The following is a 25099-nucleotide window of genomic DNA, read 5'->3' on the forward strand; positions in this document are numbered from 1 at the left end:
AAAATAAGAAAACCTCTTGACTTAAACTATACTTTAAGGTATAAAATAAAGCCAAACCAGGGCATATCTACCCTACAGCAATATCGATTAAAAGCACTTATAAAGGAGAATTTCAACATGTCAGATCAGAAAACACCCGGCACCGGCGGGGAACATTATGTACCGTACGGGGAGCGCACCGGCGGCGAATCCACCGTATACTTCACCAAAGACCTCTCTGCAGAAGGACTGCATAACATATTCCAGAAAGTAGGCGGCCACCTGACTGGAAAAGTAGCCGTCAAGCTGCACACCGGCGAAAAGCACGGCCCGAACATCATTCCGCGTCCGTGGGTAGAGGCCCTCATCAAAAACGATATCCCGAACGGCAATATCGTCGAGACTAACACCTACTACGAAGGCGACCGCTACACCACCGAAGCGCACCGGGAAACCCTGAAGGTCAACGGATGGACCTTCTGCCCCGTAGACATTATGGACGAGGACGGCACCGCCTTATTCCCCATCAAGGGCGGAAAATGGTTTCATGAAATGTCCGTAGGAAAGAACCTGGCCAATTACGATTCCTTCCTGGCCCTGACTCATTTTAAGGGACATACCATGGGTGGCTTCGGCGGATCCAATAAAAACATCGGCATCGGCTGCGCAGACGGCCGCATCGGGAAAAAAAGGATTCACACCGTAGAAGGATCCGACAACCAGTGGAGCATCGCCGAAGAAGAATTCATGGAGCGCATGACCGAGTCCACCAAATCCGTCTTCGATCATTTCGGCGATAAGATCGTATACATCAACGTCCTTCGCAACATGTCCGTATCCTGCGACTGCGAAGGCGTGGCAGCAGAGCCGGTAGTCACTCCGAACATCGGTATTGTAGCCTCCACCGACATCCTGGCCGTGGATCAGGCTTCCGTAGATCTGGTATACGCCCTGAGCGAGCATGACCATCACGCCCTGGTAGAGCGCATGGAAACCCGCCACGGCCTGCGCCAGCTCACCTACATGAAAGAGCTGGGTATGGGAAATGACAAGTATCATCTGCTGGATATTGATGAGAACGACAAGGAAATCAGCGTAAAAGAAGCGGTAAAGGATGTAAAGCCGTTCCACGCGGAATAGCAGAAAAGCAGGTGGCGGAGATAGTGAAGACGCTGTGAAAACAGAATACAGAATGGCAACAAAAAAGGATCCTGTGGCAGGATCCTTTTTTGTTGAAGCACGCGGGCACGGTGGTAAAGACCATTGGGATTTTCTGCGGCGGTCTGGTAGTGGGCGGCTTTGGTCAGAGACTGCTTGCAAGCTGCGGCTCGGAAAATATCTGGTATACAATGTAAACTGAAAATGCAATAATTTTATAAAAATAGAGTCCCATTATAAGGTGTTTTGCATACCGGACAATGGGACTTTCATTTTCTGTTTCTATTTCATATTCGCGAACCGCTCCATCGCCTTGGTGAAGCTCTCGATAGTCTTATCTGCATCTCCATGCTGGATGCCGTCCCGGACGCAGTGCTGGATGTGGCCTTCCAGAACCACCTGACCGGCCTTGTGCAGGGCCGACTTGGCGGCGTTGATTTGGGACAGGATGTCTTCGCAGGGGATATCCTCATCGATCATGCGGTCGATGGCCTGAACCTGGCCGATGATCTTTTTCAATCTGCGGTGCAGATTTTCTGAATCCATGCATTGTTTCATAAAATGATACCTCCCGGAAAATTCATATGTTAGTCCAATTATAAAAGGAATCCATGGAACTGTCAAGCGAGCCGGAAGGGAACAGGACAGATAAAAACCAAAGGAAAATGCAGGCTGGAATAGATAAAATCAACTGTACAGACATCGTTCCCTGCGTTATAATACAGCATAACAGCACTCTGCGTCTCAGGTTTGGAGCCGGCGCGGAGCGGATGAAAAATGTTAGCGGACAGAAACGGTAACAGAAACCAACGAGGAGCGAAAAAATATGTACAAGGAAGTCGCAAAATTAATATTATACCGGGATCTGGGAGAAAACAGCATTCTCCGGAAGCTGGCCGGTATTTTCGAGGATTATGAAAAGGATAACTGCAGTGCGGCGGAGCTGACCACGCGGATCTACGAACAGATGAAAGCTTTGCTTGATCTGTCCACCGTGTATGGCTTTGACGAAAATCTCTGGCACAATTACCTGACCTTCATTCTCTTAACCAATGAGAATTCCTTCAGTATGACCAGCGAGAAGGTGGGAGCCAACGACGGAACCGTCAACCATTTCGCAAAGGCGGATTTCAAGGTGTTCAAGAACCTGTTTGATTACGATTTCAGCGCCATCGAGCGGGATCTGGAGATCGACTGCTTCAGCACCGTCTGCCACTATAAGGCCATCGGCAAGAAGGAGCGCATGTACAATAAGAACGTCAGCGAGAAAGTCCAGGCCGTGAGCCGCCAGATTGAACAGGCGAAGGATGAAAATGAAATCTTTACAATAATTACAGATTTTTACAAAGCCTACGGTGTGGGCATGTTCGGTCTGAATAAGGCCTTCCGCATCAAGGCGGTGGCGAACGGCGTGGAATTCCTTCCGGTCAATAACACGGAGCAGGTGCTCTTAAAAGATCTGGTAGGCTATGAAATTCAGAAGAAAAAGCTGGTGGACAATACGGAAGCCTTTGTGAAGGGACTTCCGGCCAACAACGTGCTGCTTTTCGGCGACGCCGGCACCGGAAAATCTACCAGTATCAAGGCGATTCTGAACGAGTATTACGATCAGGGTCTGCGAATGATTGAGATTTACAAGCACCAGTTTCAGGATTTGTCTTCCGTCATTGCCCAGATTAAGAACCGGAACTACCGCTTCATTATCTACATGGACGATCTGTCCTTCGAGGAGTTTGAGATCGAGTATAAGTTCCTGAAGGCGGTCATCGAGGGAGGTATGGAAACCAAGCCGGATAATGTGCTGATTTATGCGACCTCCAACCGCCGTCATTTGATCCGGGAGACCTGGGGAGACCGGAGTGACATGGAGCAGGACGAGGGTATGCACCGTTCCGACACCATGCAGGAGAAGCTGTCCCTGGTGGCCCGTTTTGGTGTGACCATCAATTTCTCCAAGCCTACCCAGAAGGAGTATTTCCAGATTGTGACAGAGCTGGCAAAGCGTTATCCGGAGATTACCCTGACCGACGAACAGCTCTGCGCCGAGGCCAACAAGTGGGAGCTGAGCCACGGCGGTATCTCCGGCAGAACGGCCCAGCAGTTTATCAATTATCTGGCAGGAAAATCAGAGAACGTGTAAACCCAGAAGCGTAGATTGCGGAAATATAAGGACAGAAAAATAGGAAATATGTAGCAGGAGGTGCGTATATGCATCTCCTGTTTTTACGTGAGCAACGAGTCAAAGTCCGTGCTTGCACGAGACCTTGACGGTGCTAAGCGCCAGTGGCACTTGTTCAGCACTGACCGAAGTGGAACGTAGATGCCGCGATAACGAGTAAAATTCGCAAAGCGTATGTTATCTCGTTGTTACCGTCGTGTCAACCTCCGCTCCGCCACATTCAACCCCTGATACAGCCCCATGGCCAGCCCGCACAGGATGACGATAGACATCAGCACCAGATCCAGCTGAAACACCTGGCTGCCATAGATAATCAGATACCCAAGCCCTCGGCGGCTCCCGATAAATTCCCCGATGATGACGCCCACCAGGCAGAGCCCGATATTGACCTTCATAGTATTCAGAAAAATGGGCACGGAGCCGGGCAGCACCACCTTCCAGAGCACGTCGCCCCGATCTCCGCCCAGGGTATAGATAAGCTTGATTTTCTCCGCTGAAATCTGCTGAAAGCCTGTGTACAGAGTCAGAATGCTGCCAAAGACTGCCACGGAGATTCCGGCCACAATGATGGTTCGTATATTGGCACCCAGCCAGACGATGAGAAGCGGGGCCAGGGCGGATTTGGGCAGACTGTTTAAGACCACCAGATAAGGCTCCAGAGTGCGGGACAGCCCCGGCGACAGCCAGAGCAGCACGGCGGTCAGAAGACTTAAGAGAAAGACCAGCAGAAAGCTCACCAGCGTCTCCAGAAGAGTCACGCCCACATGGAGAAATATGGAGCCGTCCCGTCCCATGGAGAGAAAAGTGCGGACCACCCGGGTGGGACTGCTGAAAATAAAGGCGTCGATGAGGTGCATCCTCGTGCTGGCCTCCCATAAAACCAGAAAGCCAAGGAAAATGAGAAGCCTTGCCAGCCGCACCCGGTTCCGGAGCCGGGTCTGGTTTTTCAGAAAATTCTGCTGAGCCAGGGAGCAATTTGTAAGATCAGGCATGGTCGTTCAGCTCCTTCCAGATGGTGTTGAAATAATCCTTGAATTCCGGCGCGCTGCGGGAACGCATGGGCGTGCGGTTAGCCAAATCAAACTTGACAGGCACCCGTTTCCGGATGCACCCGGGCCGCGCGGAGAGCACCAGCACCTCGTCGGCCATACTGATGGCCTCCGACAGATCGTGGGTCACAAGAACCGCCGTCTTCTCCTCCTTTTTAATAATCTCATAGATATCGTCGCAGACCGTCAGCCGGGTCTGATAATCCAGCGCTGAAAAGGGTTCATCCAGAAGCAGCAGATCCGGCTCCAGCGCCAGGGTACGGATCAGCGCCGCTCTTTGCCGCATACCGCCGGAGAGTTGGGAAGGGCGGGCGTTCCGAAAACCGGACAGGCCGTAGGAGTCCAGCATGTGATCGACTTTTTGAAGCTTTTCGGGCGTCTTTTGATGCTGAATTTCCAGGCCCAGCAGCACATTGGTGTAGACAGTACGCCACTCAAAGAGGTGATCCCTCTGAAGCATATAGCCGATGTTGGCCCGGGCCTCCCGGACCGGCAGGCCGTGGAGCAGGATACGTCCCTCCTCCGGCAGAAGGAGGCCGGAAATCAGCGAGAGCAGCGTGGATTTTCCACAGCCGCTGGGTCCCACGATGGCCAGAAAATGCCCGGCCTCAAGTGTAAAAGAAATATCGGAAAGAGCCGGAGTTTCGCCCTCCGCCTGATGGTAGGCGAAGCCGACATGCTCCAGCGTAAGCAGCGGATTCATAGGCAAGCCTCCTGATACTATATAGTTAGTTTATGGAAAAATAAAGAAGGGTGTGACTGAAACAAGGAAGAACTATCCGGGATGATATCCCGAGTATGGCAGCGCGAAATCATGCGCAGGCATGATTTCTGTGCATATACATCATGGTTGATCAAAGCTCAACCATGATGCAAATATGATGCAGATATGATACACTCTATCATATAGAAGGAGAGAGTAAAATGCTGCAAATCTTAGTGGTGGAGGACGAACAATCCATTTCCAATCTGATAAAGATCAATCTGACCAGGGCCGGGTATGCCTGCGACTGCGCCTACGACGGGCTGGCGGCGGTGGATATGCTGGATAAAAAGCCCTACGATCTGGTGCTTCTGGATATCATGCTGCCCGGGGCAGACGGCTACGAGATCATGGATTATATCGCGCCCCTGGAGATCCCGGTGATTTTTCTGACGGCGAAAGCGAGCGTGGCGGATCGGGTGAAGGGACTCCGCATGGGGGCGGACGATTACCTGACCAAGCCCTTTGAAATTATCGAGCTTCTGGCCCGGGTGGAATCGGTGCTGCGGCGCTACCACAAGACCGAACAGGTGCTGACTGAGGGCGACCTGGTCGTCGATACAGCCTCCCGGACGGTCACAAAGAAGGGCGAGACCATCAGCCTTACGAAAAAGGAATTTGATCTGCTCCTGCTCTTTGTACGTAATAAAAATATCGCCCTTTACCGGGAGACCATCTACGAGCGCATCTGGGGCGGCGAATACATGGGCGACAGCCGGACCGTGGATCTGCATGTGCAGCGGATGCGGAAAAAAGCGGGCCTGGAGGAGCAGATTCAGACCGTGTACAGAGTAGGATACCGCTATTGTCCGTAATCAGTACGGGGAATAAAGCTATCTGCGGCAACTGGTTTAGAATATAGACTGTTCGGAGGCAGAACGCAGAGTATAAAAATGAAAAGAGGATAACGGATGAAATTTTCCTGGAAAATCAGTATTTCCATGCTGGTCATCAGTATGCTGGTGATGGGACTGGGCGGCTATGCACTTTTAGACGCTTTGTTTTCGTCGTCCTGGCAGCGGGAGACCCGGAACGCGGCGGAGGAAAACCGAATGCTGGCCTATTCCTTCGTGGCCTACTGGAATACCACGGTACAGGAATGGCAGAATTTTACAGATGAAGAAATTCAGAAAACAGCGGAGGCCATGTCCCAGGGAATGACGGACAGCGGCCTGACCTTCCGCATCTATGACGGGGATGGCCAGCCTCTCTACATGGAAAAACAAATCTCCTACGATCAGGAGAAGGAAAAAGACATCCAAAAGCTCATCAAGGCCGCATCCGGGGAAACCCGCGCCCGGGAGCTCCGCGAGGAAAACGGCACATACGAGCTGGCCACCATGAGCAGCATTCAGCTGGGAGAGAAGCGGACGCTCTATCTGGAAAGCGACCGGGACGTGACACCCCTTTTTAACGACCGGGCCGATCAGTACCGGATTTACCGCCGGTGGATGCTGGTGGTTCTGTTTTTAGAGCTTTCGGTGTGCTATTTGATGACCGTATGGCTTCTGAAGCCCCTGCACCGTCTCTCCCGGGCCGCCAGACGGATTGCGAGCGGCGACATGGAGGTGCGGGCCCGAGTGGAATCCGAGGACGAGGTGGGAAGGCTTACCCGGGATTTCAACCGGATGGCAGACCACCTGGAGCAGCAGTTTACGGAGCTTCAGGATACGGCCAGACGGCAGGAGGATTTTATCGGAAGCTTTGCCCATGAGCTGAAGACTCCGCTGACCTCGATGATTGGCTACGCGGATATGCTGCGGAGCCGAGAGATGACGGAAGAGGAACGGATGGACGCGGCCAATTATATTTTTAAAGAAGGAAAGCGGCTGGAGGCCCTGTCCTTTAAGCTTCTGGATCTGATGGTACTCCGCCATCAGGAGCTTGCGAAAAGACGCGTGTCCACCGAGTGGCTGGCGGAGGAAATCCGGGGGATCCTGGAGCCTGCCCTGGAAAAGCAGGAGATCCGTCTTTGGGTGTCGGTAGAGGACAGGCAGGTGGAGCTGGAGCCGGATCTGATGAAAACGGTGCTGATGAATCTTCTGGACAATGGCCGGAAGGCCATGGAGGGCAGCGACCGGGAAAAGAGGCTGACGCTGCTGGGGCGTCCGGAGCAGGGAGGTTATGCCTTTTATGTGTGCGACAAGGGAAAGGGCGTGCCGGAGGCAGAGCTTAGCCGGATCACGGAAGCCTTTTACATGGTGGATAAATCCCGCTCCCGGAAGCAGGGCGGAGCGGGTCTGGGACTGTCCATCTGTGCGGAAATCGTAAAGCGTCATGGAGGCAGACTGGATTTTCAGAGCGAGGAAGGAAAAGGAACCCTGGTAAGGGTATGGCTGCCGGAACAGGCCGGGGAGGAGAAAGCATGAGAAGAAAAAACATGAGAAGAAAAAACTGCAGATCCCGCAAAAGCTGGCTTCTGACCGTGGGAGCGCTGCTTCTGGCGGCGTCCGTGGGCTTTGGCGTTCCCCTGCTTTTAAGGAAATGGCAGGACGACAGGCGTCTGTCTGTGGTGGAGACGGAGGAAGCGCCGGAGGTGCGGATTACGTCCCAGACAGAGCTTAGTATGGTAGAAAAGGCGGAGCTGTTTCAAAGCGCCGACGCGAGCACCACGGTATTGGAAAAAGGGAAAAATTACGACGTGACCGGAAGCCTTGCGAAAGCGGAGGAAGAGCTTGCCATCTTATGCGAAATGGGCGTACTGGACGAAACCTTCCGCACAGCCGAAATGACAGAACAGAGTGCGGATCTGATTTTCTATATCGACCCCAGCGGGGAAAAATCCATGATTATCTGGAGGCTGAATTCCCTAATCGACACGGAGAAGGGCAGATGGATTCTGGAAGCTGCCCTGGATGACGAGACCGGTAAGCTTCTGGTGCTGGGCATTCAGGAGTGGAACGAGGGGTATGGGAATGGAATCCGTTTCGGCGCGGCGGCGACCGATTCGGACGTGACGGATTCAGACGTGACGGATTCAGACGTGACAGATTCAGACGTGACAGATCGGGCTCAAAAATTCGGCTCCTATCTGGGCCTGACAACAGAGCGCGTTACGCAGAGCTGGGAGCTGGCAGATGCCATACTTTCCGATGGAGATAAGACGGACTATGACAATCAGGTGCGCCTTTACGAAAAGAAGGGCTATACCGAAGAAGAGGCCAGAAGGCTGGTAAGCGAGGAATGGGGTATCAGCGATATGAATCCGGACGGTTCCCGGACGGCTCAGGTTGTTTACCGTGAGGGAGACAAGGGAGAAGTCAATTACTATCTCCGCCTCGGTTCCTCCGGTCTTGCCATTTATTTTGCCCTATAGCGCAAACTTCCTTGAAAAATGTCGATATCTATGCTATTTTTAAAGATAACATTAGTAGAAAGAAACGACAAAAAGGAGAAAAACCATGAATTTCCTGGAAGAAAGAATTTTAAAAGACGGCATCGTAAAAGAAGGCAACGTCCTGAAAGTAGACAGCTTTCTGAATCATCAGATGGACATCAACCTGTTTAAGCAGATGGGCGAAGAGTTTAAGCGGCGCTTCGCGGACAAGAATATCAATAAAATCATGACCATTGAAGCCTCCGGTATCGGCATTGCCTGTGTGGTAGCTAGCTATTTCGACGTGCCGGTGGTATTTGCAAAAAAAAGCCAGAGCATCAACATTGACGGAGACGTCTACGTGGCAGAGGTAGAGTCCTTCACACACAAGAACAAAAATCAGGTCATCGTATCCAAACGCTTCTTAGGGCCGGAGGATCACGTACTGATCATCGACGATTTCCTGGCAAATGGCTGCGCGCTCCAAGGCCTGATTTCCATCGTGGCACAGGCAGGTGGCACCGTGGAAGGTATCGGAATCGCCGTAGAGAAGGGCTTCCAGTCCGGCGGACGGATGATCCGGAACCTCGGCTATCAGCTGGAATCCCTGGCCATCGTAGAGAGCATGGACGCAGCAACCGGAAATGTGAAATTCCGCGATCAGAGTGAAGTGGAATAAAGATTGGATTAGAAGAAAAACTATGAGTGAAAAAATCGTATTCTGTAAGGGCGGCGGCTGTACAGCAAAACTGGGAGCCGGCGTTTTAAGCCATGTCCTGGAAAAGCTGCCCAGGGGGCTGGAAAATCCGGATCTTCTGGTGGGCTACGACAGCAAGGACGACGCGGCGGTTTACCGCATCAGCGACGACACAGCGGTGGTTCAGACCCTGGACTTCTTTCCACCGATGGTGGACGACCCCTATACTTTCGGGAAAATAGCGGCAGCCAACGCCTTAAGCGATATCTACGCCATGGGTGGCGACGTGAAAACCGCGCTCAATATCGTCTGCTTTCCGGAGTCTTCGGATCTGAATATCCTGGGAGAAATCATGCGGGGCGGATCGGAAAAGGTGCTGGAGGCCGGAGGCATCCTGGCGGGAGGCCATTCCATCAACGATACGGATGTAAAATATGGACTGTCAGTCATGGGCCTGGTACACCCGGATCGCATCTGGTCCAACAATGGCGGCTGTCCCGGCGACAGGTTGATTTTCACGAAAAAGCTGGGCGTCGGTATCGTCTGCACGGCGAACCGGGTGGGCGAGGCTACCGAAGAGGCGATGGCAGAGGCGATTGCGTCCATGATTACGCTGAATAAAACAGCCTCTGAGATAGGAAGAAGATACCACATTCACGCTTGTACCGATGTGACGGGCTTTGGCTTCCTGGGTCATCTCCATGAGATGATGGACGGAAAGCTGTCCTGTCGGATACAGGCGGAGAAGGTGCCGCGCATCGAGGAAGCGCTGCATCATGCAGAGGAATTTCTGCTGACGGCGGCCGGACAGAAGAATCGGAATCATGTGGAAAAATATGTAAAATTCAAAAACATCCCATTTGCCATGGAGGAACTGCTCTTTGATCCGCAGACCTCCGGCGGACTGCTGATGGCGGTAGGCGCGGACGAGGCAGAGGATCTGAGAAATGAGCTTCGCGCGGCGGGACTTCCGGCGGAGATCGTGGGCGAGATTGTGAAGCGCACGGAGCCGGAGATTCTGGTAGTCGAAGGAGACTCATAGGTAATTATTTAGTAGAAAGAAGGAAGTTATTTTTATAGAAAGAAATTTTCATAAAAATGAGAAAGGAACAGGAGGGAAAGAAACATGATTCAGGTAAACGCACTGGGCGACGCCTGCCCGATTCCCGTAGTAAAGACTAAAAATGCCATTAAGGAGCTGGGCGGAAGCGGCGTGGTGGAGACGCTGGTAGACAATGAGATTGCAGTCCAGAACCTGACCAAGATGGCCAATCAGAAGGGCTACAAGGTCAGCTCCAAAAAGCTTTCGGACAGACAGTATCAGGTAACCATGGAGATTGGCGGGGGAGAGACTGCCAAGGCTCCGGAAGTAGCAGCGGCTCCGGAAGCATGTATTCCCGACGCCAGGGAGAATACGGTGGTCGTGATAGCCTCCGCCACCATGGGCGAGGGAGATCCGGAGCTTGGACGACTTCTGATGAAGGGGTACATCTATGCGCTGACACAGCTGGATACCCTGCCGAAGACCCTGCTCTTTTACAATGGAGGCGCCGCCCTCACCTGCGAGGGTTCCGCGTCTCTGGAGGATTTGAAGTCCCTGGAGGCCCAGGGCGTACAGATTCTCACCTGTGGCACCTGCCTGAACCATTACGGGCTGACAGACAGCTTAAAGGTGGGCGAGGTCACCAATATGTATGTCATCGCCGAGACCATGGCGGGCGCGGCGAAAATCGTTAAGCCATGATTTATCTGGATAACGGGGCGACCACCCTTAGAAAGCCCGAGTGTGTAAAGGAGGCCCTTCTGGAAGCCATGGCTTCCATGGGAAATTCCGGAAGGGGCGTCCATGACGCGTCCCTTTACGCGGGGCGAACCATCTACCGGGCCAGAGAAAGTCTGGCAGAGCTTCTGGGCGCGGCGGCTCCGGAGCAGGTGGCTTTTACGGCCAATGCCACCGAGAGCCTGAACCTGGTGCTTGGCGGCCTGTTCGGGCCGGGGGATCATGTGATTACCACCGTCTGCGAGCACAATTCCGTGCTGCGGCCCCTGTACCGGCTGCAGGGCGTGGAGCTGTCGGTGCTTCCTGTAAAGGCGGCAGTTGACTCAAAAGATGGGCGATATATTGGCATCCTGGCTTACGATGAGTTGGAATCCCTGCTCCGTCCGAACACAAAAGCCCTGATCATCACCCACGCCTCCAACCTGACGGGCAACATCACCGATCTGGAACGCGCGGCAGCCTTCACAAAAAAGCACAGCCTTTTGCTTATCGTAGACGCTGCGCAGACGGCGGGCACAGTCCCCATGGATATGGAACGTATGGGGATCGACGTCCTGTGCTTTACGGGCCACAAGGGACTTTACGGCCCCCAGGGAACCGGCGGCCTCTGCGTCCGTCCCGGCCTTTCGATCCGGCCGCTGAAGGTGGGCGGAAGCGGAATTCACAGCTTCGACCGGGAACACCCGTCGGAGATGCCGGCGGCGCTGGAGGCGGGCACCCTGAACGGCCATGGAATCGCGGGCCTGGGCGCGGCGGCCCGTTGGCTTCTGGAGACCGGCGTAGAGCAGATTCGCGCCCGGGAGCAGGCGCTTCTTCGGCGGTTTGTGGACGGCGTGAAGGAGGTGGAGGGCGTAACCCTCTACGGAAATCCGGATCTGGACCGGCGGACGGGAATCCAGTCCCTGAATATCCGGGATTATGATTCCGCAAGGGTGGCGGACTGGCTCTATGAGGATTACGGGATCGCCGTCCGGGGAGGAGCCCACTGCGCGCCGCTTATGCACGAGGCGCTGGGAACCCGGGAGCAGGGGGCGGTCCGGTTCAGCTTTTCTTATTTCAATACGGAGGCAGAGGCAGACGAGGCGGCGGCAGCCGTCCGGGAGCTGGCGGAGGAGTAAGGCAATGCGGAAAAAAACAGAAGCGCTGGTGATCTCCTTTGGAACCACCACCGAGGCCATGAAAATGGAACGGCATTGTGAAAAGGAGGGGCTTCCCGGCAGATTGATTCCCATTCCCCGGGAGATTACCGCAGGCTGCGGGATGGCCTGGAAGGCGAAGCCCACAGAGAAGGAGCTGCTGCAGCAGGCGATGCTTGGGGTAGCTATCCGGTGGGAGGGTATGTATACCCTGGAACTATGAAAAATATGTAAGAATTTATCTATCGCAAATGAGGAGAAACATGTATGAATGAAGCAGAAAACAAGAAAGCAGCCTATGATTTTTATGGCAAAATGCCTTTTCGAAAAGCATTTCCCCTGGGACTCCAGCACGTGCTGGCCATGTTCGTGGGAAATCTGACCCCGATTCTGATTATCACAGGAGCCTGCGGAATCGGCTCCGGTACGGAATTTGCGGAGGTGCAGGTAGCGCTTCTGCAGAACGCCATGCTGGTGGCGGGAATTGTAACCCTGATTCAGCTGTACGCCATCGGACCGGTGGGCGGAAAGGTGCCGATTATCATGGGTACCAGCTCCGGCTTTATCGGCGTATTCAACAGTGTGGCAGGCGTCATGGGCGGCGGTATCCTGGCGTACGGCGCGATTCTGGGAGCTTCCCTGATTGGCGGCCTCTTTGAGACGGTTCTGGGCTTTATGCTGAAGCCCCTGCGCCGCTTCTTCCCGGCAGTTGTGACCGGTACCGTGGTGCTTTCCATCGGTCTGTCCCTGATTTCCGTAGGCGTGGGATCCTTCGGCGGCGGAAGCTCCGCGAAGGATTACGGCTCCATGGAAAACCTGCTTCTGGGAAACCTGGTGCTGGTGGTCATCATTGCGCTGAAGCATGGCACGAAGGGAATGACCAGTGTTTCTTCGATTTTGATTGGAATTATTGTAGGCTATATTGTGGCGGCGATCATGGCGCTGGTTCTGCCCACCACCGGAGTAACCGCGGAGGGTGTGGAGTATACCAAGGCCTGGGTTCTGAATTGGGACAAGGTAGCCAAGGCAAAATGGTTCGCGGTTCCGGCCCTGATGCCGGTGAAGCTGGTCTTCGATCCCAGAGCCATTGTTCCGGTGCTGATTATGTTCGTGGTAACCGCGGTGGAGACTGTAGGAGATATCTCCGGCGTCATTGAGGGCGGTATGGCTCGGGAGGCGACCGATTCTGAGCTGTCCGGCGGCGTAGTCTGCGACGGCGTGGGATCCTCCCTGGCTTCCCTGTTCGGCGTGCTTCCGAACACCTCCTTCAGCCAGAACGTAGGTCTGGTCACCATGACCAAGGTGGTAAACCGGTTTGCCCTGGCGACCGGAGCCGTGTTCCTGATTCTCTGCGGCCTGTTCCCCAAGCTGTCCGCACTGATTTCCATTATGCCCCAGAGTGTTCTGGGCGGCGCGGCAGTTATGATGTTCTCTTCCATCGTAGTCAGCGGTATCGGCCTGATTACCAAGGAGAAAATGACCGTCCGCAACACGACGATTGTATCTGTAGCGCTGGGTCTGGGCTATGGTCTGGGCGCCAACAGCGGCGTGCTGGCGGGACTGCCCCAGAGCGTACAGCTCATCTTCGGCGGTTCCGGTATCGTACCGGCTGCCCTGGTAGCGATTATCCTGAATATTGTTCTCCCAAAGGAGGAATAGCATGATAAAAATAAGAGAATTGGTAAAGGTGGAAAGTCTGGAGGAGGCCTGGGAGCTGAACCAGAAGCGCACCAACAAGATCCTGGGCGGTATGCTGTGGCTCCGCCTAGGCAACCGGAACGTGCAGAAGGCCATCGATCTGTCAGGCCTGGGGCTTGATCAGATCGAGGAGACAGAGGAAGCATTTTTCATCGGCTGTATGGCGACCTTACGTCAGATCGAGCTGCATGAGGGACTGAACGCCCTGTGCGAGGGACTGGTGCATGACGCGGTCTGCGATATCGTTGGCACCCAGTTCCGAAACCTGGCTACGGTAGGCGGCAGTATCTTCGGACGCTTCGGCTTCTCCGATGTGATGACGGCGTTTCTGGCTCTGGATTCCTACGTGGAGCTCTATAAGGGCGGCATTGTCCCAATGTCAGAATTTGTAAAAATGAAACGTGACAATGACATTCTGGTGCGGGTCATTGTAAAGAAATGTCCGGGTCATTTTGCGTATCTGTCCCACCGGAACACACGGACCGATTTTCCGGTGCTGACCGTGGCCGTATCCGACTGCGGCGGCGTAAAGAAGGCCGTGATCGGCGCAAGACCGGGTATCGCGAAGCTGTATGAGATCGAGCGCATGGACGGGGAGACGGCAAAGCGTCTGGCAGATGAAACCCCGTTCCAGAGCAATATGCGCGCCTCCGACACCTTCCGCCGTCATCTGGCGGGCGTGCTGCTTGGGCGTGCCTTCGCAGAGATTCAGGGAAAGGAGTGAGGCTGACATGATCGTAACGATGATCTTAAACGGAAAAAAGATAACAGATGAGATTGCCGCGGATATGACACTCTTTGACTTTGTCCGGAAGCATGGCTGCTACAGTGTAAAATGCGGCTGTGAGACTACCAACTGCGGACTCTGTACCGTATTTCTGGACGGTACCCCGGTGCTTTCCTGCGCCATGCTCGCGGCGCGGGCAGAGGGACGCCGGGTGGAGACCCTGGAGGGACTGCAGAAGGAAGCAGAGGAATTTGGCTCCTTTATCGCCGATCAGGGCGCGGAGCAGTGCGGCTTCTGCAATCCGGGCATGATTATGAACGCCATCGCCCTGTTCCGGGAGAACCCGGAGCCCACCGACGAGAAAATCAAGCAGTATCTGGCAGGCAACCTGTGCCGCTGCTCCGGCTATGAGGGACAGCTGCGTGGAATGCACGCCTTTATCGAGTATAAGAAGAACGGAGGTGCCGCATGCGGGAAGTAGGAAAACGGGAACGCAAGAAGGACGCCATAGCGCTGGTGACCGGACAGCCGGTCTATGTAGATGACCTCGCCCCGAAGGAATGTCTGGTGGTAAAGCTTCTTCGCAGCCCCCACGCCAATGCCATCGTGGAGGACGTAAACTACGCGGCGGCCCTGAAGATTCCGGGTATCGAGGCGGTATATACCTGGAAGGACGTGCCGAAGAACCGGTTTGCCACAGCGGGACAGACCTATCCGGAGTGGAGCCCCTACGACCATCTGATTCTCGATCAGCATGTGCGCTTCGTGGGCGATCCGGTAGCGATTGTAGCAGGCGAGAATGAAGAATGTGTGGATAAGGCCCTGCGGGTGATCCGGGTGAAATACCAGGTGCTTCCGGCGCTGCTGGATTATCATGAGGCCATCGACAATGAAATCCTGGTGCATCCGGAGGACAACTGGGAATCCCGATTCCCGGTGGGAGCCGACAACAGGCGGAATCTCTGCGCCCATATGGAAGACGGCGACGGAGATGTGGAGGCGGTCCTTGAGGACTGTGAGGTAAAGCTTACCCGCACCTACCATGTCCCGGCGGTCAACCAGGCCATGATGGAGACCTTCCGGACCTATTGCTATATCGATACCTACGGAAGACTGGTGGTCGTAAGCTCGACCCAGATCGTATTCCATGTAAGACGGATTGTATCCACGGCCCTCGGGATTCCCAGGGCAAAAGTGCGGGCCATGAAGCCCCGGATTGGCGGCGGCTTCGGCGCCAAGCAGACGGTGGTGACGGAGATATATCCGGCCTTTGTTACCTGGATGACAAAGAAGCCGTCCAAGATTATTTACACCAGAAAAGAAAGCCAGATTGCCGGATCTCCCCGCCATGAGATGGACGTCCGGGTCAGCATCGGCGCAGACCGGGACGGAACGATCCGGGCCATCGACCTTTACAACCTGTCCAATACAGGCGCTTACGGCGACCACGGCCCCACTACGGCGGGACTGACGGGACACAAGGCGATTCCCCTGTATACAGCTAACCTGGAGGCCTTCCGTCATGTATTTGATGTAGTCTACACGAATCAGCTTGCCACAGGCGCGTACCGGGGGTATGGAGCCACCCAGGGAATCTTTGCCCTGGAATCCATCGTAAATGAGCTGGCGACCGTTCTTCACATGGATCCGGTAGAGCTCCGCCTGAAAAATGTGGTGCGGGAAAAGATGCTTATGCCGGCTTATTTCGGCGAGGTGGCAGAGAGCTGCCGTCTGGACGAGTGTCTGGTCCGGGCCTGCGAAATGATTGGCTGGAAGGAAAAATACCCTGCCCGGGATATAGGAAATGGCAAGGTACGCGCCGTAGGCGTGGGTATGGCCATGCAGGGCTCCTGTATCTCCAACGTGGACGTGGGATCCGCGACGATCATGCTCAACGAGGACGGTACCTATAAGCTGGCCATCGCGGCGGCGGATATGGGAACCGGCTGCGATACCATTCTGGCCCAGATGGCGGCGGAATGTCTGCATGTGACCACCGACGAGATCTTCGTCTCCGGCGCGGACACAGACAGCTCCCCCTATGATTCCGGATCCTACGCATCCAGTACCACCTATATTACCGGTCAGGCCGTGGTCAAGGCGGCCACAGAGCTGGAAAAACGGATCTGCCAGGTAGCGGCAGGCATGCTGGAATGCGACCCGGAGGACGTGGAGTTCGACGGCAGAAAAGCCACCGATGTGAAAACCGGAAAATCCGTTACCAGCGAGGAGATCGGCTACAAGGCCCAGGTCTGCAACGAAATCGCGCTACAGGTGACAGAAAGCCACAGCTCCCCGGTATCGCCGCCTCCCTATATGGCAGGCGCGGTGGAAATCGAGCTGGATAAGGAGACGGGCCATGTGGAGATTCTGGACTATGCGGCGGTGGTAGACTGTGGTACGGTTGTGAACCCGAACCTGGCGACCGTTCAGGTGGAGGGAGGTTTAGGTCAGGGAATCGGAATGACTCTCTACGAGAATATCCAGTACACAGAGAAGGGTAAGCTTCGCAACAGCTCCCTGATGCAGTACAAGATCCCGACCCGTCAGGATATGGGACATTTCCGGGTGGAATTTAAGCCGAGCTTCGAGCCTACCGGTCCCTTCGGCGTGAAATCCATCGGTGAGATCGTGATTAACACTCCGGCTCCGGCCCTGGCCCATGCCATCTATAACGCGACGGGCGTATGGCATCGGAACCTGCCGATTACCAGCGAGAAGATTGCGCTGGGGACAGACTGAATACGATAGGAAATATGTTAAAACGGTTTGAAAATGGGAAATGGGTGGAATGCAGTTCTCTCTTAGAAGCATTAGGTTTGATAAAAATTACGACAAGGATGTCAAAGAAAGACAGCGCGGAGGCAGATAGAAATAGTTGCGTTGTTTCGATTGTGGGCGCAGGCGGAAAAACCACCTGCCTGCGCCGTCTCCAGTTGGAATGTAAAAAACTGGGAATCTCAGCGGCCGCAGGCACCACCACCCATATCCAATATGAAAGAAATGAATCTTTTCTGGATCGTCCGGACATGGACGCGGCCCGGGAAATCCTCAAAAAAACAGGCACTCTCTGGATGGGAGAGCCTGTTTCCGACTGGAAATGTAAAGCACTGCCGGATTTGTTTTACCGGGAACTTCTGGTGGATGGGATCTGGCTTTTGCTGGAGGCAGACGGAGCCAGAGAGAAGCCGGTCAAAGCGCCCAGAGAGGGCGAACCGGTGTTGCTGCCGGAGACGGGGCTTGTGCTCTGCGTGTATGGACTGGACGCTGTGGGGCAGCCTATCAAAGAGGTCTGCTGCCGTGTGGAGCAGGTCTGCGCCATTCTGGAAAAGCAGGAGACCGCCCGGCTGACCGCCGCGGATCTGGCAAAACTGGCAATCAGTCTACAGGGGGGCCGAAAGGGTGTGCGGCCTGGCATGCGCTATGTGGTGCTGTTCAATAAGGCGGATACGCCGGAGCGCGAGGCAGCAGCATGGGAGGCCGCCCGACAAATACGAACATTGGAAAAGAAACTGATAAACGCAAAACATTTCAAAGAAACCTTTAAGAGAAATCCAATGGGAGAAGTTGAAAAAAGTTTAGCGAAAAAACAGTTTTCAGATAGAGAAATGAGAGAGAAATCAGGAAGTGCGGAATGGGGAGAGAGCGTGATTTTCACAGCCTCTCACTTAATGCCGCCCTGGAATCCGCAGATAACAGGAGAAGCAAAGTGAAGATATTGATTAAGGGAGCCGGGGATCTGGCCACCGGCGTGGCCTGGGAGCTTTTCCGGGAGGGACACCGGATTATCATGACAGAAATTGCCGTACCGCTGACGGTACGCCGCCAGGTGGCTTATTCCCGGGCGGTCTATGAGGGACGGGCGGAAGTAGAGGGCGTGATCGGCGTGCTGGCCGGATCAGCGGAGGAAGCCATAGCTCTCTCGGAACAGGGCGTCATCAGCGTGCTGGTGGATCCGGAAGCCCGGGTGCGGGAGCTCTGGCAGCCGGAGGTGGTCATCGACGCCATCATGGCGAAGAAAAATATTGGCACAACGCTTACGGACGCGCCGCTGGTGCTGGCCCTGGGGCCCGGCTTCACAGCGGGGAAAGACTGCCACGCGGTCATCGAGACCATGCGCGGCGAAAATCTGGGACGCCCGATCTATAAGGGCAGCGCCATTCCCAATACGGGCGTGCCGGGCATGGTGGGCGGCTACGCCATGGAGCGCCTGATCAAGGCTTCCGGAGACGGCCTGATGGAGCCGGTGGCAGCCATCGGCGATATCGTAGAGAAGGGCGGCCTTCTGGCCTATACGGGCGACGAACCGGTGTACGCGCAGATCGACGGCGTGATCCGGGGCATGCTGCAGACAGACGTGCCGGTAAAGAAGGGCATGAAAATCGGGGACGTGGATCCGAGAAAGGACGAAAGCCTGGTTTATCTCATTTCCGATAAATCCCATAAGATAGGCAGAGGCTGTGTCGAGACTATCCGGACACTGCTACAGAGGCAGTTCGGCATCGTGGTGCTGGCAGCAGGGCTGTCCAGGCGCTACGGTGGGAATAAACTGCTGGAGGAGCGTATTTCGGAAGAACCCTTATATGAAGTAACCTTGGATAAGCTGAGCCGGTTCTCAGACTGCATTTGCGTGGTCGTCACCCGCTTCGACGAGATCGAAGCCGCCGCAAAGCAGCGCGGTATGGTGGTCGTGAGAAACGGCGTGCCGGAGCTTGGCATCAGCCATTCCCTGCACTTAGGCCTGCTGGCTTGCCTGGAACGCAATCCCTACCTGCGGGGCGTCCTTTTTATGGTCTGCGACCAGCCTTATCTGCGCGCGGAGACTATGGAACGGATGCTGGAGGAAGGCCTGGCCCATCCGCAGGCTGTCGTCTGCGCCTCTCACGAAGGACGGCGCGGCAACCCGGTACTCTGGGACACCTGCTACATGAGCGACCTGCTCTCCCTGACCGGCGACGCAGGCGGCCGCCAGATTATCAAAAAGTATCAGGAACATGTGCGTCTGGTGGAATGTGGGGAAAAGGAACTCCAGGATGTGGATATCCGCACTGAATCATAAAAGTCAATGTGGATAAAAGGCAGATATAAGCAGAATTCAATAATAGAATACCTAAGTTTCATTTTGCAATCATGTAAGTAATAAAACCAGATAAAAGTAAGAAAATTATGAGCAGTTTATACAATACATTACAGGAACATAAGAATCGAAAGGAAAAGCGCGTGCTGACCGTCATAAAGGGCCCGCATACCGGTGCAAAAGCCTTCTTTGCCGAAGAAGGGCTTCTCTGGCAGCATCCGGAAAACGGCTTTTTCACCGAACAAAGGGAAGCAGCGGAGAAAATTCGTACCAGCGGCCAGCAGGAGCTTCTGGGTGAGACTATTTTCTGCGACTGCCTGGGTGATAAGAAGAAGCTGGTCATCTGCGGCGCGGGCCATGTGGGAGTGGCGCTGCTTCGGATGGCGCTGATGCTGGGCTTCGACACGACGGTTCTGGAGGATCGCCCGTCCTTCGCTGACGCGGCCAGACGGGCCGGCGCGAAACGGGTGATCTGCGACAGCTTCCAACAGGGGCTGGACGTAGTGGACAGCGACGAGGATACTTATTTTGTGGTCATGAGCCGCGGACATCGCTACGACCTGGAGTGCCTGGAAAAAATTGTAAAGAAAACCTACGCCTATCTGGGCATGATGGGAAGCAAAGGACGTTCCGCACTGGTCAGAAAAAAGCTGCTGGAGCAGGGCGTTCCGAGGGAGCAGGTGGAAGGGCTTCACGCCCCCATCGGCCTGACCATTCACGCGGAGACACCGGAGGAGATCGCGGTGTCGATTCTGGGTGAAATCATTTCCGTCAAAAATCAGGAAAAAAAGACCTGCGGATTCTCGGAGGAGCAGATGGCGATTTTGCAGGATGAGACAGACACACGGGCGAAGGTACTGTGTACCATCGTAGCCCGCCGGGGATCGGCTCCAAGAAGCGTCGGTACCAAAATGCTGGTGCTGGAGGACGGCGCTGTATCCGGAACCATCGGCGGCGGCTGTGTGGAAGCGGGCGTGAAAGAAAAAGCCCGCTGGCTTATGCAGGATAAGGAAAAGCGGCAGGAGCTGATTTCTGTGAGCATGACAGCCTGCGACGCGGAGAAAGAGGGCATGGTCTGCGGCGGCGTCATAGAGGTGCTGCTGGAGAAATGCTGAAAGAATTTTAAAATGATACAAGCCGGATACATTCCTCACCTATACTGAGCTTCAAGAGGTGAGGAACATGCAGCGTGAGCATGTATATGAGAGACCGGGGCGTTCCGAATCCCGCCGTCGCCGCCGGCAGAGGCAGTTTTATCGGATTCTTGCAGCCATCTGGCTGATGGCCTTTGTGTTGGGATTGCTTTGCGGGAAGCTTGTATTTGCGAAGGAGACGGGCCTGCTGGCGAGAGCAGGGGCGGAACCGGCGGCAGAAGAATCCGAAAATGATAGGGTACAGGCGGCTGAGCATGACAGCGGGACAGCCGATAACCTGGACGGGGAAGAAAGCGCCGGGGACTGGAAGCTGACCCTGGTCAACGCTACGCACCCCATGGCGGAGGGCTATCGTCCCCGGGTGTCGGAAATCGAGAATAATTACTATTTTGATAGCCGGGCGGTGGGAGAGCTGCAGCAGATGCTGGCAGACGGAAGGAAGCAGGGACTGGACTTCTGGATCTGCTCGGCCTACCGGACTATCGAGAAGCAGACGGACCTTTATAACAATAAGGTGAGCCGCCTGCAGGCCGAGGGCTTAAGCTATGAGGAAGCCTATCGTCAGGCGGGAACCGTCGTGGCCTACCCCGGAACCAGCGAGCATAACCTGGGACTGGCGGCAGATATTGTGGCAAAGGATTATCAGCTTCTGGACGATAAGCAGGCAGAGACGCCGGAGGCTAAATGGCTCGAGGAAAACTGCTGGCGCTACGGTTTTATTCTGCGCTATCCCACGGATAAGACCGGGGAAACGGGGATTATCTTCGAACCCTGGCATTACCGGTATGTGGGAAAAGAGGCTGCCAGGGAAATCATGGAGCAGGGAATCTGCCTGGAGGAATATCTGGGCGAGAAGTAAAAGGAAGCAGGAACGATGAACAAAATAAATTATCAAAAAGAACTGGATAAAGTAATCGAAGTATTGCAGCATCAGGGCCGGGTGCCCCGTCTTCTGCTCCACAGCTGCTGCGCGCCCTGCAGCAGCTACGTGCTGGAATACCTGTCCCGGTATTTTGAAATCACCGTCTTTTATTACAATCCGAACATCTATCCGCCGGAGGAATTCGGAAAACGTGTGGAGGAGCAGAAGCGCCTGATTGCCCAGCTTCCCGCAGAGCATCCCATCTCCTTCCTGGACGGGCCTTACGAGCCGGAGCGCTTCTATGAGATGGCCCGGGGACTGGAGCAAATTCCCGAGGGAGGGGAACGCTGCTTTAAGTGTTACCATCTGCGTCTTTCGGAGACTGCGGAGATGGCCCGCGCCGGAAAATACGATTACTTTACCACGACGCTGTCCATCAGCCCCTTAAAGAACGCGGAGAAGCTCAATGAGATCGGCGGTCAGCTGGCGAAGGATTATGGCGTGGACTATCTCTACAGCGATTTCAAAAAACGGAACGGTTACAAGCGCTCCACAGAGTTGTCCAGGGAATACGGCCTCTACCGGCAGGATTACTGCGGCTGTGTGTTCTCCATGCGGGAGCGCCGGGCACAGCAGGAGGCCGCGGCAAGACAGGAACCTGCTGAACAGAAATTATTTCTGTGAGAATGAAAAAGATGAGAAACGCATAGAAAAACAGAAATGTTTCGGAAAATGAAAAAATACAAAAAAATTCACAAAATGGGTTGACAAACCGCTCATCATCCCATATAATATGTTTTGTTGCTGCTTTAGTAAGAAGCAAATACAAATGCGATAGTGGCGTAGTTGGTAACGCGCGACCTTGCCAAGGTCGAGACCGCGGGTTCGAGCCCCGTCTATCGCTCTTGTGAAAAGGAATCATGTATTGCATGATTCCTTTTTTTGATCCTTATTTACAAAAAGAAAATTGCGACTTATAGGACAAAACGTGTTGATAGAAAGTACTGTGAGCTCTTGAAAATAAAGGGTTTGCAGGCATTTAATCTTCCTTAAAATTAGAACCATGGAGGGAAGGTTAAATGAATCAAGTAAATTGTCCTATTTGTGGTAAAAAATGTGTTAAATCAGGAAAGACAAAAGCCGGTTCGCAATGTTGGCTTTGCAAGAGCTGCAAAACATCGTCGACACATAAAATAAATAATGAATCTAAGGAATTGCAGTTCTTTTTAAATTGGTTGTTTGGAAAAGAATCTCAAGCAATGATGCCTGGAGAAGGAAGAACCTTTCGAAGAAAGACAGTAAAGTTTTGGAATATATGGGCTATGCCGCCAAAGGTAGAAGGAATCAGAGATGTCTTATTTCTTGATGGCATATATCTTAGTCGGAAAGCCTGCGTTCTGATTTGCTGTGATGAAAAGCATGTGTTGGGATGGTATTTATGCCGTTATGAACATGCGGAAGCATGGATTGCGTTAATGAAACGTATAGCGGAACCAAGAATGGTTGTATCGGATGGTGGAACCGGATTTGCAAAAGCTCTCAAAAAAATATGGCCAAAAGCAAAGCATCAACGGTGCGTATTTCATGTGTTTTGCCAAGTGAAACGATATACAACATCCAGGCCTAATACAGCGGCTGGCGCAGAGTTATATATGCTTGCGAAAGAACTTCTTAGAATCAAAAATAAAAAGGAATCCAAGATGTGGATTGAACACTTTTTTGAATGGATTCAAACATATCAAAAATTTCTGGAAGAGATGACGATTGATGAAAATGGTAAGAAAAGGCCTACACATGAGCGGCTACTGAAAGCAGAAAGAGCGCTGCATAAGTTAATTAGAGAACGAACACTCTTTACATACCTTGATGAAGAATTGAAAGATGATTTTTCAGCACCATCTACGAATAATCGAATTGAAGGTGGCGTTAATTCGAGACTCAGAGAAATGTTGAGAAACCATAGAGGTCTGTCGATTGAAAGAAGAATAAAAGCGGTTTACTGGTGGTGCTACATGCACTCGCCAGAACCACTTCCATTATCTGAAATCGTAAAAGTGATGCCCACAGAGCAGAGCATAGCAGCTATATATCAGAGGATGAATGAGAAGAACCGATTGGAAAAGAGTCTCTCTATCTGGGGTGATGCAATTGTTTGGAGTGATTTGCATAAAATAGATAGAACGTTTGATGGCTGGGATTAGCCATCAACACGTTTTGTCCTATAACCCAAAATTGCAGTACAAAGGAATTTATGTTATAATTGTACAAAAGTGTTGACACTCCCCACAGCTAAAGCAGGGGGATTCTTGCTTCAACCACTACTGCATTGGATGATACCATGCGGTATTTCAATGTCTTACACAGTGTCCACAAGCTAGATTATACTGTTCCCGTATGCCCTACGGTGCAGTCTGTATTTATTATTTAGGCTGACTGCATCTGCAGCCCTTTGTTCAGGATATTAAGTCCTGCATTAATATCCCTGTCATGTACGGCATGGCAGACGGGACATTCCCAACGGCGGACAGCCAGATTTTTTACAAGGGGATTCTGATATCCGCAGCATGAGCAGAGCTGACTGCTTGGATACATGGTAGGTACTTTGATGATTTCACTACCGTACCAGGAAGCCTTGTATTCGAGCATGGAAAAGAAACTTGCCCAGGATACACTGGAAAGCGCTCTGGCCAGCTTGTGATTGCGGAGCATTCCCTTTATGCGCAGGTCTTCAATGCAGATGGTTTGGTTATCGCGCACCAGCATGGTTGACTGCTTCTGAAGAAAATCATTCCGCTGATTTGTGATCTTTTCATGGACGAGGGCTACCTTTATCCGCTGTTTATTACGGTTGCCGGAGCCTTTCTGTTTGCGTGAAAGCTTCCGCTGTTCCCGGACAAGTTTCCTGGCGGACTTCTCCAGATACTTCGGATTGGAGACCGTATTGCCGTTGCTATCGGAGTAGAATGCCTTAATGCCGACGTCAAGGCCAACCTGTCCACCGGCATTGGGTCGGGGTTCCGGCTCGAAATCCACGTTGAGGACGACGAAGTATTTTCCGGAAGCCGTCCGCTCAATGGTGGCATGGTTGATGTGGCCGATTTCCATGGACTGGCGGATCTTGACATATCCGAGTTTCGGAAGCTTGATATACCTGCCGGAAATCCGGATGCTGTTGGTCTGGTTCATGGTCCGGTAGGTCTGGTGGTGGTCATGCTTGCTTTTAAGCTGCGGATGGGCTGCACGTTTGGCAAAGAAGTTTTTAAAACCACGATCCAGATCCCGAAGGGACTGCTGCAGTGCAATGGAATCTACTTCCTTCAGAAAGGCATAGTCCTCCTGCTTTTTAAGCCCGGTCAGCATGGCGGAAGTCTGGTTATAGCCAATCTTTTCGCCGGCTTTGTAGGCAGCGTCCCGCATGGCCAGTCCTTTGTTGTAAATCAATCGGCTGCACCCAAAGGTACGATTTATGAGGTTTTGCTGTTCTTTAGTCGGGTAAGCCCGGAGTTTTACGCCTTTGACCATGA

General features: G+C 53.4%; 25 protein-coding genes and 1 tRNA gene. 22 read left to right on the plus strand and 4 right to left on the minus strand.

The genetic code is table 11. From position 1 onward, the window contains the following. Positions 1-117 precede the first annotated feature (117 nt). Complete coding sequence (locus OCV63_RS07995) at positions 118-1119, plus strand: DUF362 domain-containing protein (RefSeq protein ID WP_158363321.1); 1002 nt, start codon at positions 118-120, stop codon at positions 1117-1119. An 89-nt stretch (positions 1120-1208) separates the two neighbouring features. Next, positions 1209-1334: a hypothetical protein gene (locus tag OCV63_RS08000; RefSeq protein ID WP_262670716.1), complete on the plus strand. Its 126-nt coding sequence runs from the start codon at positions 1209-1211 to the stop codon at positions 1332-1334. Between the two features lie 85 nt (positions 1335-1419). Here the strand turns inward: OCV63_RS08000 and OCV63_RS08005 are convergent, their stop codons facing one another. Further along, positions 1420-1695 (minus strand): metal-sensing transcriptional repressor, encoded by a 276-nt coding sequence (locus OCV63_RS08005; protein ID WP_158363322.1) that lies wholly within the window; start codon positions 1693-1695, stop codon positions 1420-1422. Between the two features lie 268 nt (positions 1696-1963). On the opposite strand from OCV63_RS08005, the gene OCV63_RS08010 reads away from it, so the two are divergent. Further along, positions 1964-3277 carry an ATP-binding protein gene (locus tag OCV63_RS08010; RefSeq protein WP_158363323.1) on the plus strand — a complete coding sequence of 438 codons (1314 nt, stop codon included), beginning with the start codon at positions 1964-1966 and terminating at the stop codon, positions 3275-3277. 227 nt (positions 3278-3504) lie between these two features. Here the strand turns inward: OCV63_RS08010 and OCV63_RS08015 are convergent, their stop codons facing one another. Both OCV63_RS08015 and OCV63_RS08020 read right to left on the minus strand, forming a co-directional pair. After that, complete coding sequence (locus OCV63_RS08015) at positions 3505-4308, minus strand: ABC transporter permease (protein WP_158363324.1); 804 nt, start codon at positions 4306-4308, stop codon at positions 3505-3507. Continuing rightward, positions 4301-5068 carry an ABC transporter ATP-binding protein gene (locus tag OCV63_RS08020; RefSeq protein ID WP_158363325.1) on the minus strand — a complete coding sequence of 256 codons (768 nt, stop codon included), beginning with the start codon at positions 5066-5068 and terminating at the stop codon, positions 4301-4303. The genes OCV63_RS08015 and OCV63_RS08020 overlap by 8 nt, the downstream gene beginning before the upstream one ends. Positions 5069-5289: 221 nt before the next feature. Between OCV63_RS08020 and OCV63_RS08025 the strand changes: the two genes are divergently transcribed. The 19 genes from OCV63_RS08025 (at position 5290) to OCV63_RS08115 (ending at position 23776) form a co-directional block, all read left to right on the plus strand. Continuing rightward, on the plus strand, positions 5290-5943 hold the full coding sequence (locus tag OCV63_RS08025; protein ID WP_158363326.1) for a response regulator transcription factor: 654 nt from the start codon (positions 5290-5292) through the stop codon (positions 5941-5943). A 96-nt stretch (positions 5944-6039) separates the two neighbouring features. Next, positions 6040-7497 (plus strand): sensor histidine kinase, encoded by a 1458-nt coding sequence (locus tag OCV63_RS08030; protein ID WP_158363327.1) that lies wholly within the window; start codon positions 6040-6042, stop codon positions 7495-7497. Continuing rightward, complete coding sequence (locus tag OCV63_RS08035) at positions 7494-8444, plus strand: hypothetical protein (protein ID WP_158363328.1); 951 nt, start codon at positions 7494-7496, stop codon at positions 8442-8444. Before OCV63_RS08030 ends, OCV63_RS08035 begins: the two co-directional genes overlap by 4 nt. Before the next feature lie 85 nt (positions 8445-8529). Further along, positions 8530-9123 carry a xanthine phosphoribosyltransferase gene (locus OCV63_RS08040; protein WP_158363329.1) on the plus strand — a complete coding sequence of 198 codons (594 nt, stop codon included), beginning with the start codon at positions 8530-8532 and terminating at the stop codon, positions 9121-9123. A 22-nt stretch (positions 9124-9145) separates the two neighbouring features. Beyond that, a complete protein-coding gene (gene selD / locus OCV63_RS08045; RefSeq protein WP_158363330.1) occupies positions 9146-10183 on the plus strand; it encodes a selenide, water dikinase SelD in 1038 nt (345 codons plus the stop codon). An 84-nt stretch (positions 10184-10267) separates the two neighbouring features. Next, positions 10268-10885, plus strand: a complete 618-nt coding sequence (gene yedF / locus OCV63_RS08050) for a sulfurtransferase-like selenium metabolism protein YedF (RefSeq protein ID WP_158363331.1) — start codon at positions 10268-10270, stop codon at positions 10883-10885. After that, entirely contained in the window at positions 10882-12039 is a 1158-nt protein-coding gene (locus OCV63_RS08055; protein ID WP_158363332.1) for an aminotransferase class V-fold PLP-dependent enzyme, read from the plus strand. The genes yedF and OCV63_RS08055 overlap by 4 nt, the downstream gene beginning before the upstream one ends. 4 nt (positions 12040-12043) lie before the next feature. Then, complete coding sequence (locus OCV63_RS08060) at positions 12044-12280, plus strand: putative Se/S carrier protein (RefSeq protein ID WP_158363333.1); 237 nt, start codon at positions 12044-12046, stop codon at positions 12278-12280. Positions 12281-12324: 44 nt separating this feature from the next. After that, the gene (locus tag OCV63_RS08065) at positions 12325-13716 is read left to right on the plus strand and encodes a uracil-xanthine permease family protein (protein WP_158363334.1); all 1392 of its coding nucleotides are present in this window, start codon (positions 12325-12327) and stop codon (positions 13714-13716) included. A gap of 1 nt (position 13717) precedes the next feature. Further along, complete coding sequence (locus OCV63_RS08070) at positions 13718-14479, plus strand: FAD binding domain-containing protein (protein WP_158363335.1); 762 nt, start codon at positions 13718-13720, stop codon at positions 14477-14479. Between the two features lie 7 nt (positions 14480-14486). After that, positions 14487-14963: a (2Fe-2S)-binding protein gene (locus tag OCV63_RS08075; protein ID WP_158363336.1), complete on the plus strand. Its 477-nt coding sequence runs from the start codon at positions 14487-14489 to the stop codon at positions 14961-14963. Beyond that, positions 14951-17224, plus strand: a complete 2274-nt coding sequence (locus OCV63_RS08080; RefSeq protein WP_158363337.1) for a xanthine dehydrogenase family protein molybdopterin-binding subunit — start codon at positions 14951-14953, stop codon at positions 17222-17224. Before OCV63_RS08075 ends, OCV63_RS08080 begins: the two co-directional genes overlap by 13 nt. A gap of 77 nt (positions 17225-17301) precedes the next feature. Further along, on the plus strand, positions 17302-18195 hold the full coding sequence (yqeC, locus tag OCV63_RS08085) for a selenium cofactor biosynthesis protein YqeC (protein WP_262670718.1): 894 nt from the start codon (positions 17302-17304) through the stop codon (positions 18193-18195). Continuing rightward, on the plus strand, positions 18192-19541 hold the full coding sequence (gene yqeB / locus OCV63_RS08090; protein WP_158363339.1) for a selenium-dependent molybdenum cofactor biosynthesis protein YqeB: 1350 nt from the start codon (positions 18192-18194) through the stop codon (positions 19539-19541). The genes yqeC and yqeB overlap by 4 nt, the downstream gene beginning before the upstream one ends. 107 nt (positions 19542-19648) lie before the next feature. After that, positions 19649-20674 (plus strand): XdhC family protein, encoded by a 1026-nt coding sequence (locus OCV63_RS08095; protein ID WP_158363340.1) that lies wholly within the window; start codon positions 19649-19651, stop codon positions 20672-20674. 67 nt (positions 20675-20741) lie between these two features. After that, positions 20742-21572: a M15 family metallopeptidase gene (locus tag OCV63_RS08100; RefSeq protein WP_158363341.1), complete on the plus strand. Its 831-nt coding sequence runs from the start codon at positions 20742-20744 to the stop codon at positions 21570-21572. 15 nt (positions 21573-21587) lie between these two features. Continuing rightward, on the plus strand, positions 21588-22259 hold the full coding sequence (locus OCV63_RS08105) for an epoxyqueuosine reductase QueH (protein ID WP_158363342.1): 672 nt from the start codon (positions 21588-21590) through the stop codon (positions 22257-22259). A 147-nt stretch (positions 22260-22406) separates the two neighbouring features. Next, a tRNA-Gly gene (locus OCV63_RS08110) sits at positions 22407-22479 on the plus strand. 175 nt (positions 22480-22654) lie between these two features. Beyond that, on the plus strand, positions 22655-23776 hold the full coding sequence (locus tag OCV63_RS08115; RefSeq protein ID WP_158363343.1) for an IS1249 family transposase: 1122 nt from the start codon (positions 22655-22657) through the stop codon (positions 23774-23776). A 223-nt stretch (positions 23777-23999) separates the two neighbouring features. Here the strand turns inward: OCV63_RS08115 and tnpB are convergent, their stop codons facing one another. Continuing rightward, complete coding sequence (tnpB, locus tag OCV63_RS08120; RefSeq protein WP_158363344.1) at positions 24000-25097, minus strand: IS200/IS605 family element RNA-guided endonuclease TnpB; 1098 nt, start codon at positions 25095-25097, stop codon at positions 24000-24002. Positions 25098-25099: the final 2 nt, after the last annotated feature.

The organism is Laedolimicola ammoniilytica (assembly GCF_025567165.1).
GTDB lineage: Bacteria > Bacillota > Clostridia > Lachnospirales > Lachnospiraceae > Laedolimicola > Laedolimicola ammoniilytica.

Bases quoted from the DNA above. Each gene is read 5' to 3' on its own strand.
- OCV63_RS08005 (WP_158363322.1), bottom strand. From the start codon at position 1,695: ATGAAACAATGCATGGATTCAGAAAATCTGCACCGCAGATTGAAAAAG.
- OCV63_RS08100 (WP_158363341.1), top strand. From the start codon at position 20,742: ATGCAGCGTGAGCATGTATATGAGAGACCGGGGCGTTCCGAATCCCGC.
- OCV63_RS08055 (WP_158363332.1), top strand. From the start codon at position 10,882: ATGATTTATCTGGATAACGGGGCGACCACCCTTAGAAAGCCCGAGTGT.
- tnpB (WP_158363344.1), bottom strand. From the start codon at position 25,097: ATGGTCAAAGGCGTAAAACTCCGGGCTTACCCGACTAAAGAACAGCAA.
- OCV63_RS08040 (WP_158363329.1), top strand. From the start codon at position 8,530: ATGAATTTCCTGGAAGAAAGAATTTTAAAAGACGGCATCGTAAAAGAA.
- OCV63_RS08080 (WP_158363337.1), top strand. From the start codon at position 14,951: ATGCGGGAAGTAGGAAAACGGGAACGCAAGAAGGACGCCATAGCGCTG.
- OCV63_RS08105 (WP_158363342.1), top strand. From the start codon at position 21,588: ATGAACAAAATAAATTATCAAAAAGAACTGGATAAAGTAATCGAAGTA.
- OCV63_RS08035 (WP_158363328.1), top strand. From the start codon at position 7,494: ATGAGAAGAAAAAACATGAGAAGAAAAAACTGCAGATCCCGCAAAAGC.
- OCV63_RS08065 (WP_158363334.1), top strand. From the start codon at position 12,325: ATGAATGAAGCAGAAAACAAGAAAGCAGCCTATGATTTTTATGGCAAA.
- OCV63_RS08075 (WP_158363336.1), top strand. From the start codon at position 14,487: ATGATCGTAACGATGATCTTAAACGGAAAAAAGATAACAGATGAGATT.
- OCV63_RS08015 (WP_158363324.1), bottom strand. From the start codon at position 4,308: ATGCCTGATCTTACAAATTGCTCCCTGGCTCAGCAGAATTTTCTGAAA.
- OCV63_RS08070 (WP_158363335.1), top strand. From the start codon at position 13,718: ATGATAAAAATAAGAGAATTGGTAAAGGTGGAAAGTCTGGAGGAGGCC.
- yedF (WP_158363331.1), top strand. From the start codon at position 10,268: ATGATTCAGGTAAACGCACTGGGCGACGCCTGCCCGATTCCCGTAGTA.
- OCV63_RS08060 (WP_158363333.1), top strand. From the start codon at position 12,044: ATGCGGAAAAAAACAGAAGCGCTGGTGATCTCCTTTGGAACCACCACC.
- selD (WP_158363330.1), top strand. From the start codon at position 9,146: ATGAGTGAAAAAATCGTATTCTGTAAGGGCGGCGGCTGTACAGCAAAA.
- OCV63_RS08010 (WP_158363323.1), top strand. From the start codon at position 1,964: ATGTACAAGGAAGTCGCAAAATTAATATTATACCGGGATCTGGGAGAA.
- OCV63_RS08115 (WP_158363343.1), top strand. From the start codon at position 22,655: ATGAATCAAGTAAATTGTCCTATTTGTGGTAAAAAATGTGTTAAATCA.
- OCV63_RS07995 (WP_158363321.1), top strand. From the start codon at position 118: ATGTCAGATCAGAAAACACCCGGCACCGGCGGGGAACATTATGTACCG.
- OCV63_RS08025 (WP_158363326.1), top strand. From the start codon at position 5,290: ATGCTGCAAATCTTAGTGGTGGAGGACGAACAATCCATTTCCAATCTG.
- OCV63_RS08095 (WP_158363340.1), top strand. From the start codon at position 19,649: ATGAGCAGTTTATACAATACATTACAGGAACATAAGAATCGAAAGGAA.
- OCV63_RS08030 (WP_158363327.1), top strand. From the start codon at position 6,040: ATGAAATTTTCCTGGAAAATCAGTATTTCCATGCTGGTCATCAGTATG.
- OCV63_RS08020 (WP_158363325.1), bottom strand. From the start codon at position 5,068: ATGAATCCGCTGCTTACGCTGGAGCATGTCGGCTTCGCCTACCATCAG.